General features: G+C 57.7%; 16 protein-coding genes. 5 read left to right on the top strand and 11 right to left on the bottom strand.

Features of this window, described 5'->3' with window-relative positions:
* The first annotated feature begins 43 nt into the window (after positions 1-43).
* Positions 44-673, top strand: coding sequence for a TRAP transporter small permease (locus ACR0M2_RS01805; protein ID WP_170358049.1), 630 nt, complete (start codon positions 44-46; stop codon positions 671-673).
* A gap of 3 nt (positions 674-676) precedes the next feature.
* The gene (locus ACR0M2_RS01800; protein ID WP_480703894.1) at positions 677-2,080 is read left to right on the top strand and encodes a TRAP transporter large permease; all 1,404 of its coding nucleotides are present in this window, start codon (positions 677-679) and stop codon (positions 2,078-2,080) included.
* 52 nt (positions 2,081-2,132) lie between these two features.
* On the opposite strand, the gene ACR0M2_RS01795 is transcribed toward ACR0M2_RS01800, so the two are convergent.
* The 3 genes from ACR0M2_RS01795 to rocF are packed head-to-tail and all read right to left on the bottom strand — an operon-like array spanning position 2,133 to position 5,023.
* On the bottom strand, positions 2,133-3,173 hold the full coding sequence (locus ACR0M2_RS01795; protein ID WP_480703893.1) for an ornithine cyclodeaminase: 1,041 nt from the start codon (positions 3,171-3,173) through the stop codon (positions 2,133-2,135).
* 9 nt (positions 3,174-3,182) lie between these two features.
* Positions 3,183-4,103 (bottom strand): citrulline utilization hydrolase CtlX, encoded by a 921-nt coding sequence (gene ctlX, locus ACR0M2_RS01790; protein ID WP_480703892.1) that lies wholly within the window; start codon positions 4,101-4,103, stop codon positions 3,183-3,185.
* Complete coding sequence (rocF, locus tag ACR0M2_RS01785) at positions 4,103-5,023, bottom strand: arginase (protein WP_170374938.1); 921 nt, start codon at positions 5,021-5,023, stop codon at positions 4,103-4,105. The genes ctlX and rocF overlap by 1 nt, the downstream gene beginning before the upstream one ends.
* An 86-nt stretch (positions 5,024-5,109) precedes the next feature.
* On the opposite strand from rocF, the gene ACR0M2_RS01780 reads away from it, so the two are divergent.
* Entirely contained in the window at positions 5,110-5,538 is a 429-nt protein-coding gene (locus ACR0M2_RS01780) for an Lrp/AsnC family transcriptional regulator (RefSeq protein ID WP_058280995.1), read from the top strand.
* A 102-nt stretch (positions 5,539-5,640) separates the two neighbouring features.
* A complete protein-coding gene (gene mprF, locus ACR0M2_RS01775; protein WP_480703891.1) occupies positions 5,641-8,250 on the top strand; it encodes a bifunctional lysylphosphatidylglycerol flippase/synthetase MprF in 2,610 nt (869 codons plus the stop codon).
* A gap of 3 nt (positions 8,251-8,253) precedes the next feature.
* Here the strand turns inward: mprF and ACR0M2_RS01770 are convergent, their stop codons facing one another.
* The 6 genes from ACR0M2_RS01770 to ACR0M2_RS01745 form a co-directional block, all read right to left on the bottom strand.
* Complete coding sequence (locus ACR0M2_RS01770) at positions 8,254-9,816, bottom strand: efflux transporter outer membrane subunit (RefSeq protein WP_480703890.1); 1,563 nt, start codon at positions 9,814-9,816, stop codon at positions 8,254-8,256.
* Positions 9,817-9,827: 11 nt separating this feature from the next.
* Positions 9,828-10,973 carry an HlyD family secretion protein gene (locus tag ACR0M2_RS01765; protein ID WP_480646413.1) on the bottom strand — a complete coding sequence of 382 codons (1,146 nt, stop codon included), beginning with the start codon at positions 10,971-10,973 and terminating at the stop codon, positions 9,828-9,830.
* Positions 10,974-10,994: 21 nt separating this feature from the next.
* Complete coding sequence (locus tag ACR0M2_RS01760; RefSeq protein WP_170348435.1) at positions 10,995-11,357, bottom strand: DUF3302 domain-containing protein; 363 nt, start codon at positions 11,355-11,357, stop codon at positions 10,995-10,997.
* A 34-nt stretch (positions 11,358-11,391) separates the two neighbouring features.
* Entirely contained in the window at positions 11,392-11,958 is a 567-nt protein-coding gene (locus ACR0M2_RS01755; protein WP_480703889.1) for a disulfide bond formation protein B, read from the bottom strand.
* Positions 11,959-11,968: 10 nt separating this feature from the next.
* Positions 11,969-12,124, bottom strand: coding sequence for a DUF5993 family protein (locus tag ACR0M2_RS01750; RefSeq protein WP_170331252.1), 156 nt, complete (start codon positions 12,122-12,124; stop codon positions 11,969-11,971).
* 114 nt (positions 12,125-12,238) lie between these two features.
* On the bottom strand, positions 12,239-13,000 hold the full coding sequence (locus tag ACR0M2_RS01745) for a DeoR/GlpR family DNA-binding transcription regulator (RefSeq protein WP_170393721.1): 762 nt from the start codon (positions 12,998-13,000) through the stop codon (positions 12,239-12,241).
* A gap of 188 nt (positions 13,001-13,188) precedes the next feature.
* Between ACR0M2_RS01745 and glpD the strand changes: the two genes are divergently transcribed.
* On the top strand, positions 13,189-14,775 hold the full coding sequence (gene glpD, locus ACR0M2_RS01740) for a glycerol-3-phosphate dehydrogenase (RefSeq protein WP_170358069.1): 1,587 nt from the start codon (positions 13,189-13,191) through the stop codon (positions 14,773-14,775).
* 35 nt (positions 14,776-14,810) lie between these two features.
* On the opposite strand, the gene ACR0M2_RS01735 is transcribed toward glpD, so the two are convergent.
* Together ACR0M2_RS01735 and ACR0M2_RS01730 are read right to left on the bottom strand one after the other, a co-directional pair.
* On the bottom strand, positions 14,811-17,948 hold the full coding sequence (locus ACR0M2_RS01735) for an efflux RND transporter permease subunit (RefSeq protein WP_170548438.1): 3,138 nt from the start codon (positions 17,946-17,948) through the stop codon (positions 14,811-14,813).
* A gap of 3 nt (positions 17,949-17,951) precedes the next feature.
* Positions 17,952-19,118, bottom strand: a complete 1,167-nt coding sequence (locus ACR0M2_RS01730) for an efflux RND transporter periplasmic adaptor subunit (RefSeq protein WP_170348440.1) — start codon at positions 19,116-19,118, stop codon at positions 17,952-17,954.
* Between the last annotated feature and the right edge of the window lie 140 nt (positions 19,119-19,258).

The following is a 19,258-nucleotide window of genomic DNA, read 5'->3' as shown; positions in this document are numbered from 1 at the left end:
ACCGGGCACCCGGACGCTCATCAAAAAACAGGGGATCACCGGAATGGCAGGACAAGCCACGGTGCTTGAGGACGGCAGTCGGCTCAGTTGGCTGGATCGTCAGCTCTTGAGGTTAGAGCAGTTTTTGGCATTGATCAGCGGGCTTGCCGTTTTTGGCCTTATGGTGCTTGCGGTGGTTTCGGTCAGTGGCCGAAACGCGATTAACGCGCCTTTGCCCGGTTATGTGGACTGGATCGAACAGGCCATGCCGCTGATTGCCTTCCTTGGAATCTCATACGTGCAGCGCGAAGGCGGTCATATTCGTATGGATATCGTGATCGCGCGTCTGCACGGGCGGGCGCTGTGGCTATTCGAACTGATCTCGGTAGTTTTGATCCTTGTGCTTATGCTGGCACTGGTCTGGGGCAGCTGGTCCCATTTCGACCGCTCGTTCGATTTTGGCGCACCGCTGTGGAGCCGTGACAGTTCAATTGACATCGGCATTCCGCTTTGGCCTGCCAAGCTGCTGGCGCCCGTGGCGTTTTCGGTCCTGTGCGCGCGGCTGGTGTTGCAGGTCTGGGGATATGGGCGTGCTTTTGTGCTGGGGCTCGAACATCCGGTGGCTGTCCCGTTGATCCAGGATGCGGCAGCACAGGCCGCTGCCGAGGCCGAGCAATTCGAAGGGCAGGACTAGCGCATGGACACAATAGACATTGGTCTGTGGGTTACAGGTGGCCTGCTTGTATTGGTCGTCACAGGGATGCGGGTCGCCTTTGCCGCTGGGCTTGCCGGGTTGGTCGGGCTGGTGTGGATCTTCTGGGCCAAATTTGGATATGACCCGGATCGGTTTGGCAAAGCATTGACTGTGGCTGTCAAAACAGCCGGGCAGGTGCCGCATTCCAAAGTCGCGGCGCATACGCTCAGCCTGATCCCGACTTTTATCCTGATCGGATACTTGGCCTATTACGCGGGCCTGACCAAGGCCTTGTTCGAGGCGGCCAAACGCTGGGTGGCGTGGGTACCGGGTGGGCTGGCGGTTTCGACCGTGTTCGCGACAGCCGGGTTTGCCGCCGTGTCGGGCGCGTCGGTCGCTACATCCGCGGTTTTCGCCCGCATCGCCATCCCCGAGATGCTGAAAGTCGGTTACAACAAGCAATTCGCTGCCGGAGTCGTTGCTGCCGGGGGTACGCTGGCCTCTCTGATCCCGCCTTCGGCCATTCTTGTGATCTATGCCATCATCGTTGAACAGGACGTGGGTAAGCTGCTGTTGGCCGGGTTCATCCCGGGGGCGTTTTCGGCAGTTATCTATGGCCTGCTTATTGTGGGAATAGCGGTGATTTTCAAATCCGTTGGGCCTCCGGTCACGGGGTTTACATGGAAACAGCGCTTTGCGTCCTTGCCCGGTGCCTTGCCGATTGTGGCTGTGATCCTGATCATCATCTGCTTTGTCTATAACCCGTTCGGAGAAATGGCCTGGGGCACGCCAACCGAGGGTGGTGCCATCGGCGCCTTCATTGTCTTCTGTTTTGCCCTGTTCCACGGCATGCGCTGGACCGAGTTGAAATCCGCGTTGCTTGAAACCGCCAAACTGACCGCGATGATCTTTTCGATCATCTGGGGCGTGTTGATCTACGTGCGGTTCCTTGGTTTCGCCGATCTGCCGGGCGCGTTTTCGGACTGGATCACCTCGCTTGAGATGTCGCCGATGCTGATCCTGATTTGCATCCTGCTGGCCTATGCGGTGTTGGGCATGTTCATGGATGCCATCGGAATGCTGCTGCTGACGCTACCGGTCGTGTACCCGGCCGTCATGGCTCTGAACGGTGGGGAAACCGTCAGCGCCGCTGAAAGTGCCTTTGGCATGTCGGGGCCGATGTGTGCGATCTGGTTCGGTATACTGGTTGTGAAAATGGCCGAATTCTGCCTGATCACGCCGCCGATTGGCCTGAATTGCTTTGTCGTCGCTGGCGTGCGCCCGGACCTGAGCGTTCAAGACGTCTTCAAAGGCGTGACACCGTTCTTCATCGCCGACGCGATTACCATCGCGTTGCTTGTGGCGTTCCCGGCCATCGTCCTCTACCTGCCGTCACTGGCCGGATAGAAAAAGCCCCCGGTGATGAACCGGGGGCGAGGTAATGCCAGTTGCGGGTTCTTTAGCTTGCCCGCATCAGCATTCCAAATAGATCGCGCGGATCGTCAGGATCGGCCAGCATGTCCAAAGGTTCAAATAAATCAGTGCCCTCGATAGCGGACTTGATGTAGCGGAGGGCCGAGAAATCCTCGATCGCAAAGCCGACGCTGTCGAACAAAGTGATTTGACGATCATCGCTGCGCCCTTTGGCCTGGCCGGTCATGACCTGCCACATTTCGGTCACTGGATGGGTGTCGTCCAGCGCCTGAATCTCGCCTTCGATACGGGTCTGCTCGGGGTATTCCACGAAGATTTCTGACCGCAACAGGATATCACGATGCAATTCGGTTTTGCCGGGACAGTCACCGCCGATGGCGTTGATGTGAACGCCGGGGCCGACCATGTTGTCAGTCAGGATCGTGGCGTATTTCTTGTCGGCGGTGCAGGTCGTGATGATGTGTGCACCTTCGATGGCCTCTTCGGCGGTTTTGCAGAGCACTACAGTCAGACCTTTGCCTTGAAGGTTCGCGGCACATTTCTTGGTGGCATTCGGATCGGTGTCATACAAACGAACCGTATCAATCCCGCACATGGCCTTGAAAGCCAGGCACTGGAACTCTGATTGCGCGCCGTTGCCGATCATGGCCATAACCGACGAAGATTTTGGCGCCAGATAACTGCCCACTAGTGCCGAGGTTGCGGCTGTACGCAGGGCGGTCAGCATCGTCATCTCGGTCAGCAGGGTGGGATAGCCGGTGTAGACATCAGCCAGCAGGCCAAACGCGGTCACGGTCTGCAGCCCTTCGGAGGTGTTCTTGGGGTGACCGTTCACGTATTTGAATCCGTAGGCCTCACCATCCGATGTGGGCATCAATTCGATCACGCCATGCGGCGAGTGGGCCGGGATGCGTGGGGTTTTGTCGAAGCTCTCCCAACGCTTGAAATCGGCTTCGATTTGGGCCGCGATTTGGGTGATCATCTTCTCAAGCCCGACGTGATGCACCAGACGCATCATGTTGTCGACGGATACAAAGGGCACAAGCGCCTTTTCAGATGGTTGCATTGGGGTCTCCTATCGACGGGACAGGTGGATGCCTGCAATCATACAGCGCACGGATCCACCGGCAGTTTCAATTGTGGGAACCGACAGCGGCAGCGGCGTTGCGCTGGCTTCGATTGTTGCGAGTTGATCCGGGGTCAGGGCGGCAAGCGCCCGGCACGACAGCGCCAAAACCAGGCCATCCCGACCGCTGAGTTCGATGGCGTTGCCCGCAAATTCGGCGATCTGTTCGTGGGTCAGGTCAATGACCGTGCGACCGGATTCTTCCAACCGGGCTTTTACGGTCGCGCGCCGTTCCGGATCGGTGATCATGTCCAGACAGATCAGTGCATATTCGCTGCCGATACCCATCAGAACATTGGTGTGATAGACATCTCGCCCTTCGGCATCATGTGCTTCGAACATAATAGGCTCATAATTGAAATGGGTGCAGAAACGCTCCAACAAAACGGGATCGGCACGGTTGGATTTGACTGTGTAAGCGACGCGGCCAACGTGGTCTAGAACCATTGCTCCGGTGCCTTCCAGCGCCAGTTTGTCCTGCTCAAGCCCGGAATAGTCAATCACGTCCTGAACACGGTATTCCTGTTTCAGCATCTCAATGACGTCCGCGCGGCGTTCGCGCCTGCGCGACGGAACGAACATTGGATAGATTGCCACATGCCCGCCGGGGTGGGTCGAGAACCAGTTGTTGGGGAACACGCTGTCGGGTGTGTCGAGGTCCCCGTGATCGTCGAAGACATGAACCTTTACACCCGCATCGCGCAGCAATGCGACCGCCTGATCATGTTCATCACGCGCCTGAGCAGAGGTGGCCGCGGCCGAGCGGTTGGCCAAAGTCTGAAACGCGTTGTCGTCGCGCGTCTCAGGGTTAGAAGCAAACGCGTGGGGCCGGATCATCACGACGGCAGGGGGGGCTTGCAATGAGTGCATTAGAAGCTCCGTGTTGGGCGGTCAAAGATGCGGCGGCCCAACAAAGAGGCGGCCAGATCGACCATCAGTTTTGCGGTACGGCCGCGTTCGTCCAGAAACGGGTTCAGCTCGACCAGGTCCAACGAGCAGACATGGCCGCTTTCGTGCAGCAGCTCCATCACCAGATGCGCCTCGCGTTCGGTCGCGCCGCCGGGGACGGTGGTGCCGACGGCAGGGGCGATCGAGGGATCAAGAAAGTCGACATCCAGCGAGACATGCAGGATGCCATTCTCCGCCCGGACCCGATCAAGAAACGCGTTCAATGGGGCTTTGATACCGTGTTCGTCAATGCTGCGCATATCGGCCAGCATGGCGTGATCTTCCTCAAGCCGTGCGCGCTCGGCAGGATCGACCGAGCGCAAGCCAATCATGCCCACGCGATCTGTTGGAACCGGTGCGGGTACGGTTGGGAAATTATCAAAACCCGCCTGGCCGGTGAAATAGGCGACAGGAGTACCGTGCAGGTTGCCGCTGCCAGTGCTGTCAGGGGTGTGAAAGTCGCTATGGGCATCCAGCCAAAGCACGAATAGAGGGCGTCCGATCTGCTGGGCATGGGCGGCCATCCCTGCAACGGTTCCCATCGACAGCGCGTGGTCGCCGCCCATAAAGATCGGCAGACCCTTAGGGGCAGTTTCCTGCGCCGCACGGCTTAGCGCGTTGGTCCAGCCGATAACCTCGGGCAGGGCGAACAGATGTGTGTCCTCAGCCACATCCGTGCTGTCCGGCTGGACATCGCCAATGTCTGAAACCTGATGACCCAGATTGGCCAAAGCCTGATCCAGACCGGCCACTCGATAGGCGTCAGGCCCCATACGGCAGCCCTGACGACGCTTGCCAGCGTCCATCGGGGCGCCGACCAATATAACGTGTTTGTTGTCCATATGTTTGTTTAGTTCCGCAGGGTGGGTTGCGAAAAGAGAGCAAAATGTTCAAAATGAAACCTCAATAAACGAAATGAGAAATGACTATGGACGATTTGGACAGTAGGTTGCTGAATGCGCTGCACCGGGATGCGCGGGCCTCGCTGTCTGAACTGGCCGAGACGCTGGGCGTCACCCGCACCACGGTGCGCAGCCGCCTGCAGCGTCTGAAACAATCAGGTGAGATTGTAGGCTTTACCGTCCTGACCCGCTTGGATGTGGCGGAAAGCCCGGTGCGGGGCCTTATGATGCTTGAGATCGAAGGCCGCGGGACCGAACGCACGATGGCCAGAATCGCAGCCCTACGCCAAGTGCGCGCCGTGCATACGACCAACGGCAGTTGGGATCTAATTGCCGAGATCGGCACCGAAACTTTAGCGGAACTGGACGAGGTCTTGTTTCAGATCCGGCGGATGGAGGGGATAACGCGGTCCGAGACCAATCTGTTGCTGTCCACGCGTAAAGGGCGGGTCTGATCCCTTGTAGTGCTTTGACGTTCAAGGAAATTGTGCCAAGGTTGCCCTGCGTCGCCGATCCACGCACAGGATCGTTGCAGTGCCTCGGAGCAGGGGGGAACCATGACCACGCAGGAGACTGACAAAGAGCTTTGGGCCGTTCGTCTGGCCGAGCGGGTCACCGGGTTCCTTGAAAAGCCCGCGGTCAGAATTGCGGTTCCGATCCTGGTGACGTTGATTGCGCTGGTCGTACTGCACGAACTGTCCCAGCACGTGAAATGGGCCGATGTTCAGGTGGATGTGGCAAATACATCCTGGAAACTGATGTTCATCGCGCTGTGCTGGACCTGTTTCAGCTTTTTGTCCTTGTCCATGTACGACGTGCTGGCCGTGCAAAGCGTGGCGGACGGAGAGGTTCCCCTGACCGTAGCTGGCATGGCCGGAGCCAGTGGTTATGCCGTATCGAACTGCCTTGGCTTTTCCTACATTACCGGAACGGCGATCCGCTATCGCATCTACGCCTCGCTTGGGTTGGACCTAAGCCGGGTTGCCGGGGTCATCGCGACCTCTTGGATCGCGTTCTGGTCCGGGCTGGTGCTGTTGCTGGGCATACTGCTTACCCTGCATCCCGATGGTATTTCAAATGTTCTGCCGATCAGCGACACGACTGAGACCATAATCGGTCTGTGCCTGTTGGCCGCGTTGGTGGCCTTGTTCCTCTGGCTCGCGCGGGGCGGGCGCAAGTTGGCCTATGGCGGATTTGGGTTCAACTTGCCTGGCGGCAAACTGGCAGGCTTGCTAACGCTGGCCGCGATCGGGGACCTGTTTGGCGCTTCGATGGTGCTTTATACCCTGATGCCCGATGACCTTGGGGTTGGCTACCCCTATTTCTTCACGATCTTTATTGGGGCTATTGCCGTTGGGATCGTAAGTCACGCGCCGGGCGGCATTGGCGCGTTCGAGGCGACATTGATCGCAGGTTTGGGTGCCTCTGGCCGGTCTGACGTAATCGCGGCCTTGCTGCTGTATCGTCTGGTCTACACATTTCTGCCTTTTGTCATTGCCAGCGTGTCGATTGCTGTGGCCTCGGCGCTGACGCATCGCCACCATATCAGTGGCGCGGCCACATGGGTCTATCGCGCGATCCGGCCGATTGTGCCGATGGTTGCCGCAGGCGTGACTGCGGTTGCCGGGATCATCCTGTTGGTGTCCGGGGCCTTACCGTCCAGCAGTCAAAGCCTTGGTGTTTTGCGAGATTTTCTGCCTTTGTCCTTTGTCGAAGCCTCACATCTGGCAGGCAGTGCAATAGGTGTTCTTCTGATCCTGATTTCGCGCGGTTTGTTCCGCAAACTTTATCGTGCCTGGATCGTGGCGATGTTGCTGATGGTGGCCGGTTTCGTTGCCTCGTTGACCAAGGGGTTGGATACGCACGAGGCGATCGGCATGCTGGCCTCAATCGCGGTGCTGGCCACATTCCGGGGTGCGTTTTACCGGGTCAGCGGCGCGTCGATTTTTCGGCTGAACATCCCGTGGCTGGTCAGCGTAGTGGCCCTGTTGGCGGTCATTTTCTGGATCGGGCTGTTTGCCTATTCGCATGTCGAATACCAGAACGCCCTGTGGTGGGATTTCGCGTGGAGCGGCGACGCCTCACGGTTCCTGCGTTCCAGCCTGGTGGTAGCGGTCATACTTGGTGTGGTGGCTGTGAACTCACTATTCGGGCGGGAAATCCCTGAACCGGTACGCACAGAAATACCGCCTGCCGTCGAACGGTTGGCATTGGAAAGCGAAGATACCGAAGCGCAGATTTCACTGACCGGTGACAAGCAGTTTCTGATCGCGCCCGATGAATCCGCGTTTCTTGCTTATGCCGACACCGGCAACGCTCTAATCACCAAGGGAGAGCCGGTTGGCGATGAAAAAGCCGGTCAGCAACTGATCTGGCAGCTGCGCGAAATGGCCGACCGCGAGGGCAAGCTCTGTGCGTTTTACAGCGTCTCGACCAAATATCTGCCAACCTTTCTGGATCTGGGTCTGTCCATCTTGAAAATCGGTGAGGTCGCGCGTGTGCCGTTGAAAGACTTCTCGCTGGATGGGAAATCGCGCAAACGGTTCCGACAGGCCAAAGGCCGGGCCGAGCGTGAAGGGTACGTATTCGAGATCATCCCGAAAGAAGAACTGGCCCCTGTGTTGCCGGAACTGCGCAAAATCTCCGATGACTGGCTCGAGCACAAAGCGGGTGAGGAAAAGGGATTTGCTCTTGGTGGATTCGATGATGACTACCTATCTTATTTTGACTTTGCCGTGCTGCGAGATGGGGACACGGGCAAAATCGTGGCCTTTGCCAATCTGTTCCAGGGCGGCCATAAATCCGAACTGTCGCTGGACCTGATGCGATACGAACCCGACGGCTCGAACTTCATTATGGACGCGCTGTTTGCCGAGATGATGTCATGGGGAGCAGAGCAGGGGTTCCACTGGTTCTCGCTGGGCGCGGCGCCGTTTTCGGGGATCGAGAACCGGCAACTGGCCTCGTTCTGGAACCGTGTCGGCGGGTTCGTCTATGAGCATGGCGAACAGTTTTATCACTTTGAAGGATTGCGATCCTTCAAGCAGAAGTTCGACCCGGAATGGAGCCCGAATTATCTGGCCAGCCCGGGCGGTTTTGCAGCGCCGCGCATCCTGTATGAAGTGAACATCCTGATTTCCGGCGGGCTGCGCGGATTGACTAAATAGCGATTAGTTGAGGCTTGCCCGCGTCGGGTCTTGTTGCAGCAGGTCGCCCCAATCGGTGCGGTATGCCATCTCGGCCAGCACGGTTTCAGGCAGGAATTCCTGATTTTGGCGAATCTGCCAGCCGCCACCCAGCCCCTTGTACACGGCAACCAGATTGCTTGAGACCTGTTGCCGCGCCTCGATCAGATTGGCCTGCGACCGCAGCAACGCGGTCTGAGTGTTCAGGATTCGGGAATAATCGGCAATACCGTCGCGATATTGGTCCACCGCGATCTGGGCGGCCTTGCGCGACGCGGTGACGCTGTTTTCGTAAAAAACCACCTGCTTGCGCGATTGGGCATAGGCGACCATCGCGCTTTCCACCTCGGAATAGGCGGTTAGAACAGTGTTTTGGTAGTTGGCGATCAGCGCTTGATAAGCCGCGTCTTGCGCACGGACGTTGTTCTTGATCCGGCCGTAGTTCAGCACGTTCCAGACCACACCTGCATTGGCCAGACTGGTTGAGCTGGCTGCGGAAAACAAATCCCGCCCGCCCGAGGCTTGCAGGCCGATGGACCCTGACAGAATGAATTGCGGGTACAGATCAGCCATCGCAATGCCGACCTCGGCCGATTGCGTTGCCGCCGCCAACTCGGCCGCGCGAACATCGGGACGGCGACGCAGCAGCTCGGCCGGAACACCCACGGCAACATTCGACCGGGCTGAAGGGATGCGCCCCGAATTACCCAGCAGACTGGTCATTCGTGAGGGCGTTGCCCCCAGCAACACAGCCAGCGCATTCTTGGCTTGCTGCAAGTCGCTTTCAATCTCTGGGACCAGCGCCTTGGTGTTGTTCAGCAGGGCAGTGGATTCCTGTACGTCCAACTCGGTCGTCACACCGTTGTCAAAGCGCAATTGCGTCAGATCAGCAGACGCCTGTTGCAGCTGAATGTTCTCGCGCGCGACCGCCAGAGATTCCTGCAAAGCGCGGATATTTACGTACAGGGCGGCGACATCGCCGGTCAGCGTCACCAGTGCGTCGTCGTAATTCGCCACCTGCAGCGCCAGATTGGACCGCGCCGCCTGAACGCCGCGCCTTTGCTGCCCCCAGACGTCCAGCTCCCATTGCGCATCGAACCCGACCTGAGATGTCGAAAACTCGGTATCTAAGGGGATGATCCGATTTACATCCGAAATCGGCCCAAGATTGTCACTGATTTGGCGCCGCTCGATTGATCCGCCGATGGCTTGCGATTGCGGATACAGCTCACCGAACGCAATCCCCAACTGCGCGCGAGCCTGCAGGACACGGGCACCTGCCACCTGTAGATCAAGGTTTTGGGCATAAGCCTCGGCCACCAGTTTGTTCAGGATGGGGTCGTTAAACGTCTCCCACCATTTCACCACCGGCGCGCTGCGCGAGGTTAGGCCGCTGGGTCCGGCGCTGGGGCTGTTCACCTCGATCCATTCTTTCACGACCGGAGAGTTCGGGCGCACGAAATCCGGGCCAACTGGCGTGCAGCCGACCAGCAGGGCCGCGCATAGGGCGGTGCCGATCAATCTGCGGTGAAGTCTGGCCCGGGTCATGTCATGTGTCCTCAGATATCCAGTGGTCGGATGAAGTTGGCGAAGGAATACAGGCGGATATTGATGCGGCGCAGGAATTCAAAGCTTTTGCCCTGACCGGTGTAGATGGCGACCGCCGCGTGGCCGCCGGCGGGAAATGTGTGACTGTCTGGGATGTCGACCGAGATCTGCACCGCGATGCGACCCGGTAGTTTTGGAAACTCAAAGCCGGGCAGGCGGCCTGAGGGCAGGTACTGACCTTGACGCGTAGCCCACCAGATTGCTTCGACCTTGCCGGTTAGAATCTCGCCGGGATAAAGGTCCAGCGCGACCTCCACCTCCTGACCGGGCTCGACAAATTTCAGGTTCTGCTGACGATAGGTGGCTAGAATGTAAGGATTGTCCTTGGTCACGAAACTGGCAATTGCACCCAGCCGGATATCGCCAACAACCAGACCGGGACGCGCCTGTTGCGAGACGATCATGCCGTCTTCGGGTGCATAGATCGTCGTGTTATCAAGGAAATACTGGGCTTTATCCAGCTGTGCCTGCGCCTGAAGGATGCCGGTATTGACCCCGTCAATCTGGGAATCCAGCGCCAGTTGGGCCTTTTCGAGATTGGCCTCGGCCTCTTTGACCTGTGCCTGATCCTCGGTGACCTGCTCATCCCAGCGATCCAGTTCGTCCTGCCTTGCGCCACCAGCAGGCACGAGATTCTCGTACCGCGCTTGTTGGGTCAGGGCGTAAGCTAGCTGCGCGTTTGCGCGCTCGATAGCCTCGGACGCCGCGATCACGTCCTGTTCCAGGATCTTGGCATTCTGCTCGGCTGCCACCAGCTGAGCGGTCGCCTCTTCAACTTCCAAAGCGAATACCGTGTCGTCAAAGCGATAGAGGGGATCGCCCTTTTTCACCTCGGTATTCGGCTCGACCAGCACCTCGGTTAGGATCGTCGGTTCAGTCAGTCGCGGCACGATTTGGATGGTCGAACGTACCACGTGACTGTCGAGCGAAAACGGTTGAAAAAAGCGTAGTGCGACAAGGAAAATCAGCAGCAGATGCGCGCCGACCCAGAATGAAACGACACCCCAGGTGATGTTGAACTTCAGTAACTTCGCTTTGAAGAAAATGAACCAGACGAAAATGATGTAGAAAAGCGTAATGCCGAGGGCGACAAACATATTCTGTGACTTCCTTTGGCCTTAGCTTTTCTGCGTCTCGTCAGGGTCTAGCGGATCGCTGTATTCTTCGTTCACCGTTCCGCCCAACCGCTTGATTTCCTTGCGGATCGCATCTTTTTCGTCATCGGGTGTGCGCCGAATGTCGACTGTGACGCCATCGTGGAAGGCCCACATAAAGGCATGCACCCACGGCACAACAGCCAGAAAACCCATCCACCCCATGATCTTGACGGCTTCGGCATGGGGGTGATTGCGTTTGATCGCGATCCGCCCCGGTAACCCCATGATGAAAAGGATCAGTGCCATCACAGCCGCAAGAAGCAGGATCAATGCCACGAAAGTCAGGTAGTCATAGTAGCCAAGTGGCTGCCCCAATAGTCCCATGCTCGTGCCTCCTTTTGGGCAGGTTGTCCTATCCTCAGCCGTCGGTGCCCAGTTCGTCAATCAATTTGTAGCTGGTGGGTGGGTCTGCGCAGATTCCAGGCCCGCATTCCACCAGTGTCGAGACCGCATTCAGCGCCGCCAGCCCCAGCATGATTAAGAACGCGCTTTTGGCCAGTACGCTGCCACCAAAACGCGGCTGTTGGGTGTTTTCGGCGTATTGCCGGTCAAAAAGCAGCATAAAGGCCGTACCCAGCAAGATCAGGAAAAAGCAGATCGCCGACCAGGTATAATAATGCAACCCCAGAACCGGTGACCCATAGTGACCTGTGCCCGGTACGATATGCAGCAGAATCTGGCGTACGGCGACGCTGCCGCCGAACAGCGCCGCAAGCAGCATGATCGCATAGTGCTGCGGCCGCGCTCCGTACAGCAGGTTCAGGCCTAGACCAACGCCCACGGCCACCAGCCCAACCCTTTGCAACAGGCACAGAGGGCAGGGCAGTTCATCGAGTTTAAGCTGGTAGAAATAGGCCAGCACCAACACCAGACTGACAGCCAGCATACCAAGAGCGTTGAAATTGCGTGAAAGTTCCGGTGTCATCGCGGCCCCCTTACAATTGGATCGTCAGTTGGCTGGTGGCATGGAATTTCAGCCAATATACACTCAACGCCAGCGTGAAAAAGAACAGCACGTTGGCCGCTGTTGTCCGATTAAAGTAATTCAGTCCCATCGTGGCTGTAAGTAACGCAAATAAAAGCGCTATCATGGCTCGGTTCTCCCCTCCCGTGCGACGATTGCAATATGGGGGAGTGTGTCAGGTGAATTTGGTTCTGGCAAGAAGTCGCGAAGGAAATTCCCGTTTAATGCGAATTACTTGGGGTCAGGTGCACAGCTTTAATTGTGTTCGCCATTCGGAACATTTCTTGGTCAGCGAATTGGGAAGGGCTTTGTCGGTATAGAACACATCGACATCGGACAATGAGGCAATTCGGGCGGGGGCTGTACGTTGGAATTTGGAGTGATCGGCCACCACGCAGGTTCGGCGGGCTTGGGCAATGATGGTCTGACTGACCCGGACTTCTTGAAAGTCAAAATCCATCAGATCACCTTCGGCATCCAACGCCGAACATCCGATGATGGCATAGTCGAACTTGAACTGTTCGATGGTAGCAATCGTCAGGTTGCCGACCAGTCCCCCATCCGAACGGCGCAGCACACCGCCCGCCACAACAATCTGACAGTTTGGGTTGTCGACCAGAATATTGGCGACGTTCATGTTATTGGTCACCACCATCAAGTCTTTGTGGTTCAGTAATTGCCGGGCAACAGCCTCGGTCGAGGTGCCGATGTTCAGGAACACAGATGCGCCATCGGGAATATCCTGCGCGCAAAGTTGCGCGATGCGCGTCTTGGCGTCTGCGTTCAGGGCACGGCGATCCTCATACCCGATATTCGACACCCCGGAACGAAGGACAGCACCTCCATGCACGCGGTCCAGTTTGCCCATGTCAGCAAGTTCCGAAAGATCGCGTCGGATGGTCTGAACCGTCACATCAAACCGCAGCGCCAGGTCTTCGACCATCACGCGGCCATCTTGTTTAGCGATGTTCAGAATGTCTGACTGGCGAAAGGAAAGGGACACGGTTGGCTCCAATTGTGATGTGTTCGTTTTTGTTCTGTTTTCGTTGAATTGCAATAATGTGCTAGGCGAATGCGGAAAAAAGCGAATATTGTGTGGCAAAACGAACAAAAACGAAAACAAACATTGACGAAGCGCGGGCATGTGCGGTTAATGAGCGAGCATTTTCGGCAAACGGGAATCATCCAGATATGGAACAGTCACACGACCAGATCTCAGACCTTTTTATCATTGGCGGCGGCATCAATGGATGCGGCATCGCACGCGATGCAGCGGGGCGCGGGCTGTCGGTGACTCTGGCCGAGATGAACGATCTGGCCTCAGCAACCTCATCGGCGTCGACCAAACTGTTTCACGGCGGATTGCGGTACCTGGAGTTCTTTGAATTCCGCCTTGTCCGCGAGGCCCTGATCGAACGTGAAACCTTGCTGCAGGCGATGCCGCATATCAGCTGGCCGATGCGATTTGTGCTGCCGTACCACGCAGACATGCGGTTCGATTCCGAAACGCCGACCTCGCGCCTGTTGAGCACCGTGATGCCTTGGATGAAGGGTCGTCGTCCGGCCTGGCTGATCCGGTTGGGGTTGTTCATGTACGACCACCTGGGTGGGCGTAAAATTCTACCGGGCACGGCGTCTCTGAACCTGAAAACAGCACCCGAAGGGCGACCGCTGCAGGACAAGTTTGAGACCGCCTATGAGTATTCCGATTGCTGGGTCGAGGATTCGCGCCTTGTCGTTCTCAACGCCCGTGATGCCGCGGCACGCGGTGCTAATATTATGGTTCGCACCGAGGTTCTGGCGGCGAAGCGCGTAGACGACCTATGGGAGGTGACGGTTCGGGACCGCGACAGTGACGAGACACGCGTGATCAAGGCTAGAATGCTGATCAATGCTGGTGGTCCCTGGGTTGGGGATATCATTCAATCGAAAATCCACGTGAATTCGCGCGAGGGCGTCCGGTTGGTGCGGGGCAGTCATATCGTGACCCGCAGGCTGTTTGACCACGACAAGTGTTACTTTTTTCAGGGCGAGGATGGGCGCATCATTTTCGCCATCCCGTACGAGCGTGATTTCACCTTGATCGGCACGACAGATCAGGATCATCCGAATCCATCTGAATCTCCGGTGTGTACCGAGGCGGAACAGGAATATCTGTGCGCGTTTGCGACCAAATATTTCAAGACGCCAGTGACGCGAGATGAAATCGTCTGGACATACTCAGGTGTCCGCCCGCTGTACGATGACGGTGCCAGTAGCGCCACCGCCGCGACTCGGGACTATACTTTGAAAGTGGACGCGCAAGGCGGGGCACCGGTGCTGAATGTCTTCGGCGGCAAGATCACAACCTACCGACGTCTGGCCGAGAGTGCGTTGGAGAAAGCAGCCGAGCATTTCCCGGACTTACCCGGTCCCTGGACGGCTGGTGTGGCTTTGCCTGGCGGAGATTTCCCTGTCGACGGGGTGCAAAATCTGGTGGCTGGGTTGGAAGCTGACTTTGCCTTTTTGGAGCGCGCCTGGGCCGAGCGTCTTGTGAGCGCCTACGGCACCGAGGCCAGGATCATTCTAGGGGATGCGAAATCCGCCCAAGACTTGGGAGAGGACTTCGGTGCCACACTGACTGCGCGCGAGTTGGAATGGCTGATGGATAAAGAATATGCCCGCACGGCCGAGGATGTCGTCTGGCGTCGAAACAAGCTTGGCTTGCGTCTGAGCGCTGAGCAGATCGCCCGGATACAGGATTGGATGGACCATCGCAGCGCTCAGGCTGCTGCCTAAGAAAAAGCCCCGCCGATTTGGCGGGGCTTTTATTATTACGCTGTTTCTTCCGAGGGACCGGGGTCGTTCTTGGTGCCCTTGACCCATTCCCTGAGACTCTGCATCAGGGCATAGAGAACCGGCACCAGAATGACACCAACCAGCGTGGCTGCCAGCATCCCGCCAAAGACGGCAACACCGATCGCTTTCTGGCTGGCCGCACCCGCGCCACTCGCTGCTAGCAGCGGTACAACGCCTAGCAGGAAGGACAGGGCGGTCATCATCACCGCGCGAAAACGCTGATAGGCTGCCTCGGCGGCGGCATCCCGGATCGAAAGACCATTGGCCCGTTGCTCCATCGCGAACTCAACGATCAGAATGCCGTTTTTCGATGCAAGCCCCACAAGCATGATCATCCCGATTTGCGTATAGAGGTTGATATCACTGCCAACGATGGCCACGGCGGCCACCGCCCCGAACAGGGCCACAATCACCGACAGCAGAATCGACACCGGCATCGACCAGCTTTCGTATTGCCCCACAAGGAACAGATAGCCAAACAAGATCGCCAGCCCCAGGATCACAATCACCAGACTGCCCGAGGCCAACTGCTGTTGCGCTGTACCAGTCCATTCGAACGCGTAACCCGGGGGCAGGGCGGTCGCTGATTCCTCGGTCATCACGTTGATCGCATCGCCAGTGGATAGACCCGGCGCTGGTACAGCTGTAACGGTCGCCGACCGGAACAGGTTATGCCGTTTAAGCAGCACTGGTCCCAGCACGTTTTCCACGTCGATCAGCGTGCCCAGTGGCACCATCTCACCTTGTTCCGAGCGGACATAGAGGTTCGAGATGTCTTCGACATTGTCGCGATAGCTGCCATCGGCCTGGATCATCACGCGATACACCCGTCCGAACAGGTTGAAGTCGTTGACGTAGTACGACCCCAACTGCGCCTGCATGGTCTGGAACACTTCGGCCACGGACACTTGCAGTGTTTTGGCTTTTTCGCGGTCCAGATCGACGAACAACTGCGGCACGTTTGCGCGGAAGGTCGTATAGGACTGCCCGATTTCGGGCCGCTGGTTCGCCGCGTAGACGAACGACCCCACGGCCGAGGCCAGATCCTGAGGCGTGCCGCCCCCGGTTTGTTGCACCTCCATCTCGACACCGGCCGAATTGCCAAGGCCCTGAATAGGCGGCGGGTTAAAGGCCACGATCGAGGCGGCGGATTCCCCATACGCAATCGCCAGAACCTTTTGCAGAATAGCATCCGCACTCAGGTCATCGTCCTGACGATCATCCCAGTTTTCGAGGTTCACAAAGATCGCCGCGCCATTTGTGGTGGTGCCATTCAGGATCGAAAATCCGTTGATCAGAACGGTACTTGAAACGCCGGGGATCTGCTGAATTTGGTCATCCACACGGGCCGAGACGACCTCGGTCCGTTCCAGCGTTGCCGCGTCTGGCAGCTGAATGTCGACAAACAGGTAACCGTTATCCTCAAGCGGCAGGAAGCCGCTGGATGTGTTGGACATGATGGTCCCGGTGCCCATCGCCAGCGCAACGATAACGCCCAGACCGACGACCGGCAGGATCAAAAGTTTGCGCACGATGGCGACATAGCCGCTGCGGATTGTGCCGATGAAGCGTTCAAACACGGCCAGCAACCCCTTGGGTGGCCCTGAACGCGCCTTCAGAACAAGGCCGCACAAGGCTGGCGACAGGGTCAGCGCGTTGATCGAGGAAATCACAACGGCGGTTGAGATGGTTACCGCGAACTGTGAATACAGACGCCCCGAGATACCGGGCATGAAAGTTACCGGTACGAACACGGCCAGCAGAACCAGCGTGGTCGCAATCACAGGGCCGGTGATCTGTCCCATGGCCTTTCGGGTTGCTTCGGCTGGGGGCAAGCCTTCGTCCGCGATGATCCGTTCGACGTTTTCAACCACAACAATCGCGTCATCCACCACGATGCCGATGGCCAGAACCAACGCAAACAGGGAGATCGTATTCAGTGACATTCCGAACAGCAGCAAAAACGCGAACGTACCGATCAGAGAGACCGGGATCGCAACAGCCGGGATGATCGTCGCCCGCCAACTGCCCAGAAAGACAAACACAACCGAGATTACCAACGTGAACGTCAAGATCAGGGTCGTCACCACGTCGTTCAGTGATTGCTCGACAAAGTCGGTGGTGTTGAAGGGAACGTCATATTCCACATCGTTGGGGAAGCTGCGAGACAGCCGCTGCAACTCGGCCTCGACACGTTCAGAAACCGCCAGCGCGTTTGCGCCAGGGGCCTGATATATACCAATGACGGTGGCCGGAACGCTATCGAAATAGCCGGACGCCGCATAGTATTCTGCACCCAGTTCCACCCGTGCGATATCTTTGACCCGCACGATAGATCCTGCATCGCCGGTGCGGATGACAATTTCGCCGAATTCCTCGGCCGAGGTCAGACGGCCCTTGGTCTTGATCGTGTACTGAAATGTCTGCCCCTCGGGCACTGGTGGGGCACCGATCGAACCTGCCGATACTTCGACGTTCTGCTCGCGGATGGCGTTGATCACGTCGCCCGGAGTAATGGACAACGCGGCCATTTGATCCGGATCCATCCAGATCCGCATGGCGTATTCCAGATTGGTCAGAACGTCCGCCTTACCAACGCCCTGAACGCGCGCCAGTGCGTCTTTCAGGTTGATCGAGGCATAATTCGACAGAAACACGCTGTCATACGTTCCCTCGGGCGAGGTCAGCGTCACCAGCAGCAGCATGTTGGTGGATGCCTTCTGCGTCACCACGCCCGAAGATGTCACTTCGGCCGGTAGCGAGGACATCGCTTGTGCCACGCGGTTTTGCACGTTCACCGAGGCGATATCGGGATCGGTGCCGACCTCGAAGGTGACATTCAATGAATACGAGCCGTTATCGGCCGAGGTGGACGTCATGTAGATCATGTCATCCACACCGTTCACCTGCGCCTCAATGGGCGCGGCAACAGTGTTTTCAACGGTCTCGGCGTTGGCACCGGTATAGGTGGTGGTCACGCTGACCACGGGTGGCGTGATGTCCGGGAACTGGGCCACTGGCAGAACCAGATAGCCGATGGCGCCCATGATGGTCAGGACAAGCGAAATAACAAGCGCCAGCTTGGGCCGGCTGATGAACAGGGCTGAGAACATCTGTTACTCTCCCGGCTGCTCAGATGCCACGACGGCATCGACGGCAACCCCGGGACGAACCCTTTGCAGGCCCTCGACAATGACGCTTTCGCCTTCGCGCAGGCCGTCCTTGACGATCACCGCCGTGCCTTCGTTGTCGCCGGTGGTGATATAACGCTGTTCGACCATTTGCTGGTCATTGACGACCAGAACGAATTCACCCCTCTGATCGCGTTGCAGTGCGGCCTGTGGCACCAGAACCTCAAGCGTAGGTTGCAGGGCCTCGATCCGCACGTTCAGAAATGCACCGTCCACGATCAACCGGTCGGCGTTCGAGAATTCGGCACGCATCGTAATGGCACCGGTCAGAGGGTCGATCCGGTTGTCGACAAATACGATTTTGCCCGTTTCATCCAATTCTGAGCCGTTTGGCAGATCTATATGAACATTCGGGCTTTTGTCGCTTTCGCTTAGGGATGCGGGGTTCTCACCCACGGTTTCAAGAACCGAGGTAAACTGCTTTTCATTCAGTGAAAAATTCACATAGATCGGCGCCTCGCTGACGATATTGACCAGCGGCGGGTTGTTCGGACCGACCACGTCACCGACGCTGATTGCAACCCGACCAATGCGCCCGTCAAACGGGGCGTGGATTTTGGTGTAGCTCAGATCAAGTTCGGCCTGCTGGATCGCGGCTTTGGCAGCTTTGACTTGTGCTTCGGCCACCAGTTCATTTGCGCGTGCGATATCGCGTTCGGATTCAGGGGTGGCGTCTCGTTCGTACAGCTCTTGTTTGCGGGCCAGCTCGACCTTGGCGAGTTCCAGATTGGCCTCGGCCTTGTCCAGGTCGGCGTTGCGTGCCTCTACCGTCGCCTCATAGAGGTCGGGTTCAATGGTGAACAGCAAATCGCCCTGTTTCACCAGCGCGCCGTCTTCGACATTCTGACTTTCCAGAAACCCGCTGACGCGCGCCACGATGTCGGCCTTGTTCAGGGCCTCGGCGCGGCCGATAAAGCTGGCCTCTTCGGTGATTTCCTCAGTATACGCAGCCGCGATCGAAACTTTGGGCGGCGGGGCGTCGCTTTGGTCTTGTGCTGTGGCTGTGTGTGCCATGCCCAGATAAACCAAGACAGCAAAGGCCTGGACCGGTCCGCTGTGACGGATATTCAAGTTCTTCAATGCAAGGGACATGGCAGGCGCCTCGTTCATTATTAGGATTTTGCGCCCGGGCAGGTTGGCCGCCCCGGCGAGTCGACTGAATTCAGGTCAGGATGACCGTTTTAGGATTATATCTCAAGCTTCTTGAATACGACGAACGGGCAGAGACTTGC

This window comes from Ruegeria sp. BE10 (assembly GCF_056538905.1).
This window is presented reverse-complemented; position numbering and strand designations above follow the sequence as displayed.

Bases quoted from the DNA above. Each gene is read 5' to 3' on its own strand.
- ACR0M2_RS01760 (WP_170348435.1), bottom strand. From the start codon at position 11,357: ATGGGACTATTGGGGCAGCCACTTGGCTACTATGACTACCTGACTTTC.
- ACR0M2_RS01805 (WP_170358049.1), top strand. From the start codon at position 44: ATGGCAGGACAAGCCACGGTGCTTGAGGACGGCAGTCGGCTCAGTTGG.
- ACR0M2_RS01780 (WP_058280995.1), top strand. From the start codon at position 5,110: ATGGACGATTTGGACAGTAGGTTGCTGAATGCGCTGCACCGGGATGCG.
- mprF (WP_480703891.1), top strand. From the start codon at position 5,641: ATGACCACGCAGGAGACTGACAAAGAGCTTTGGGCCGTTCGTCTGGCC.
- glpD (WP_170358069.1), top strand. From the start codon at position 13,189: ATGGAACAGTCACACGACCAGATCTCAGACCTTTTTATCATTGGCGGC.
- ctlX (WP_480703892.1), bottom strand. From the start codon at position 4,103: ATGCACTCATTGCAAGCCCCCCCTGCCGTCGTGATGATCCGGCCCCAC.
- ACR0M2_RS01795 (WP_480703893.1), bottom strand. From the start codon at position 3,173: ATGCAACCATCTGAAAAGGCGCTTGTGCCCTTTGTATCCGTCGACAAC.
- ACR0M2_RS01750 (WP_170331252.1), bottom strand. From the start codon at position 12,124: ATGATAGCGCTTTTATTTGCGTTACTTACAGCCACGATGGGACTGAAT.
- ACR0M2_RS01730 (WP_170348440.1), bottom strand. From the start codon at position 19,118: ATGTCCCTTGCATTGAAGAACTTGAATATCCGTCACAGCGGACCGGTC.
- ACR0M2_RS01735 (WP_170548438.1), bottom strand. From the start codon at position 17,948: ATGTTCTCAGCCCTGTTCATCAGCCGGCCCAAGCTGGCGCTTGTTATT.
- ACR0M2_RS01800 (WP_480703894.1), top strand. From the start codon at position 677: ATGGACACAATAGACATTGGTCTGTGGGTTACAGGTGGCCTGCTTGTA.
- ACR0M2_RS01770 (WP_480703890.1), bottom strand. From the start codon at position 9,816: ATGACCCGGGCCAGACTTCACCGCAGATTGATCGGCACCGCCCTATGC.
- ACR0M2_RS01765 (WP_480646413.1), bottom strand. From the start codon at position 10,973: ATGTTTGTCGCCCTCGGCATTACGCTTTTCTACATCATTTTCGTCTGG.
- rocF (WP_170374938.1), bottom strand. From the start codon at position 5,023: ATGGACAACAAACACGTTATATTGGTCGGCGCCCCGATGGACGCTGGC.
- ACR0M2_RS01755 (WP_480703889.1), bottom strand. From the start codon at position 11,958: ATGACACCGGAACTTTCACGCAATTTCAACGCTCTTGGTATGCTGGCT.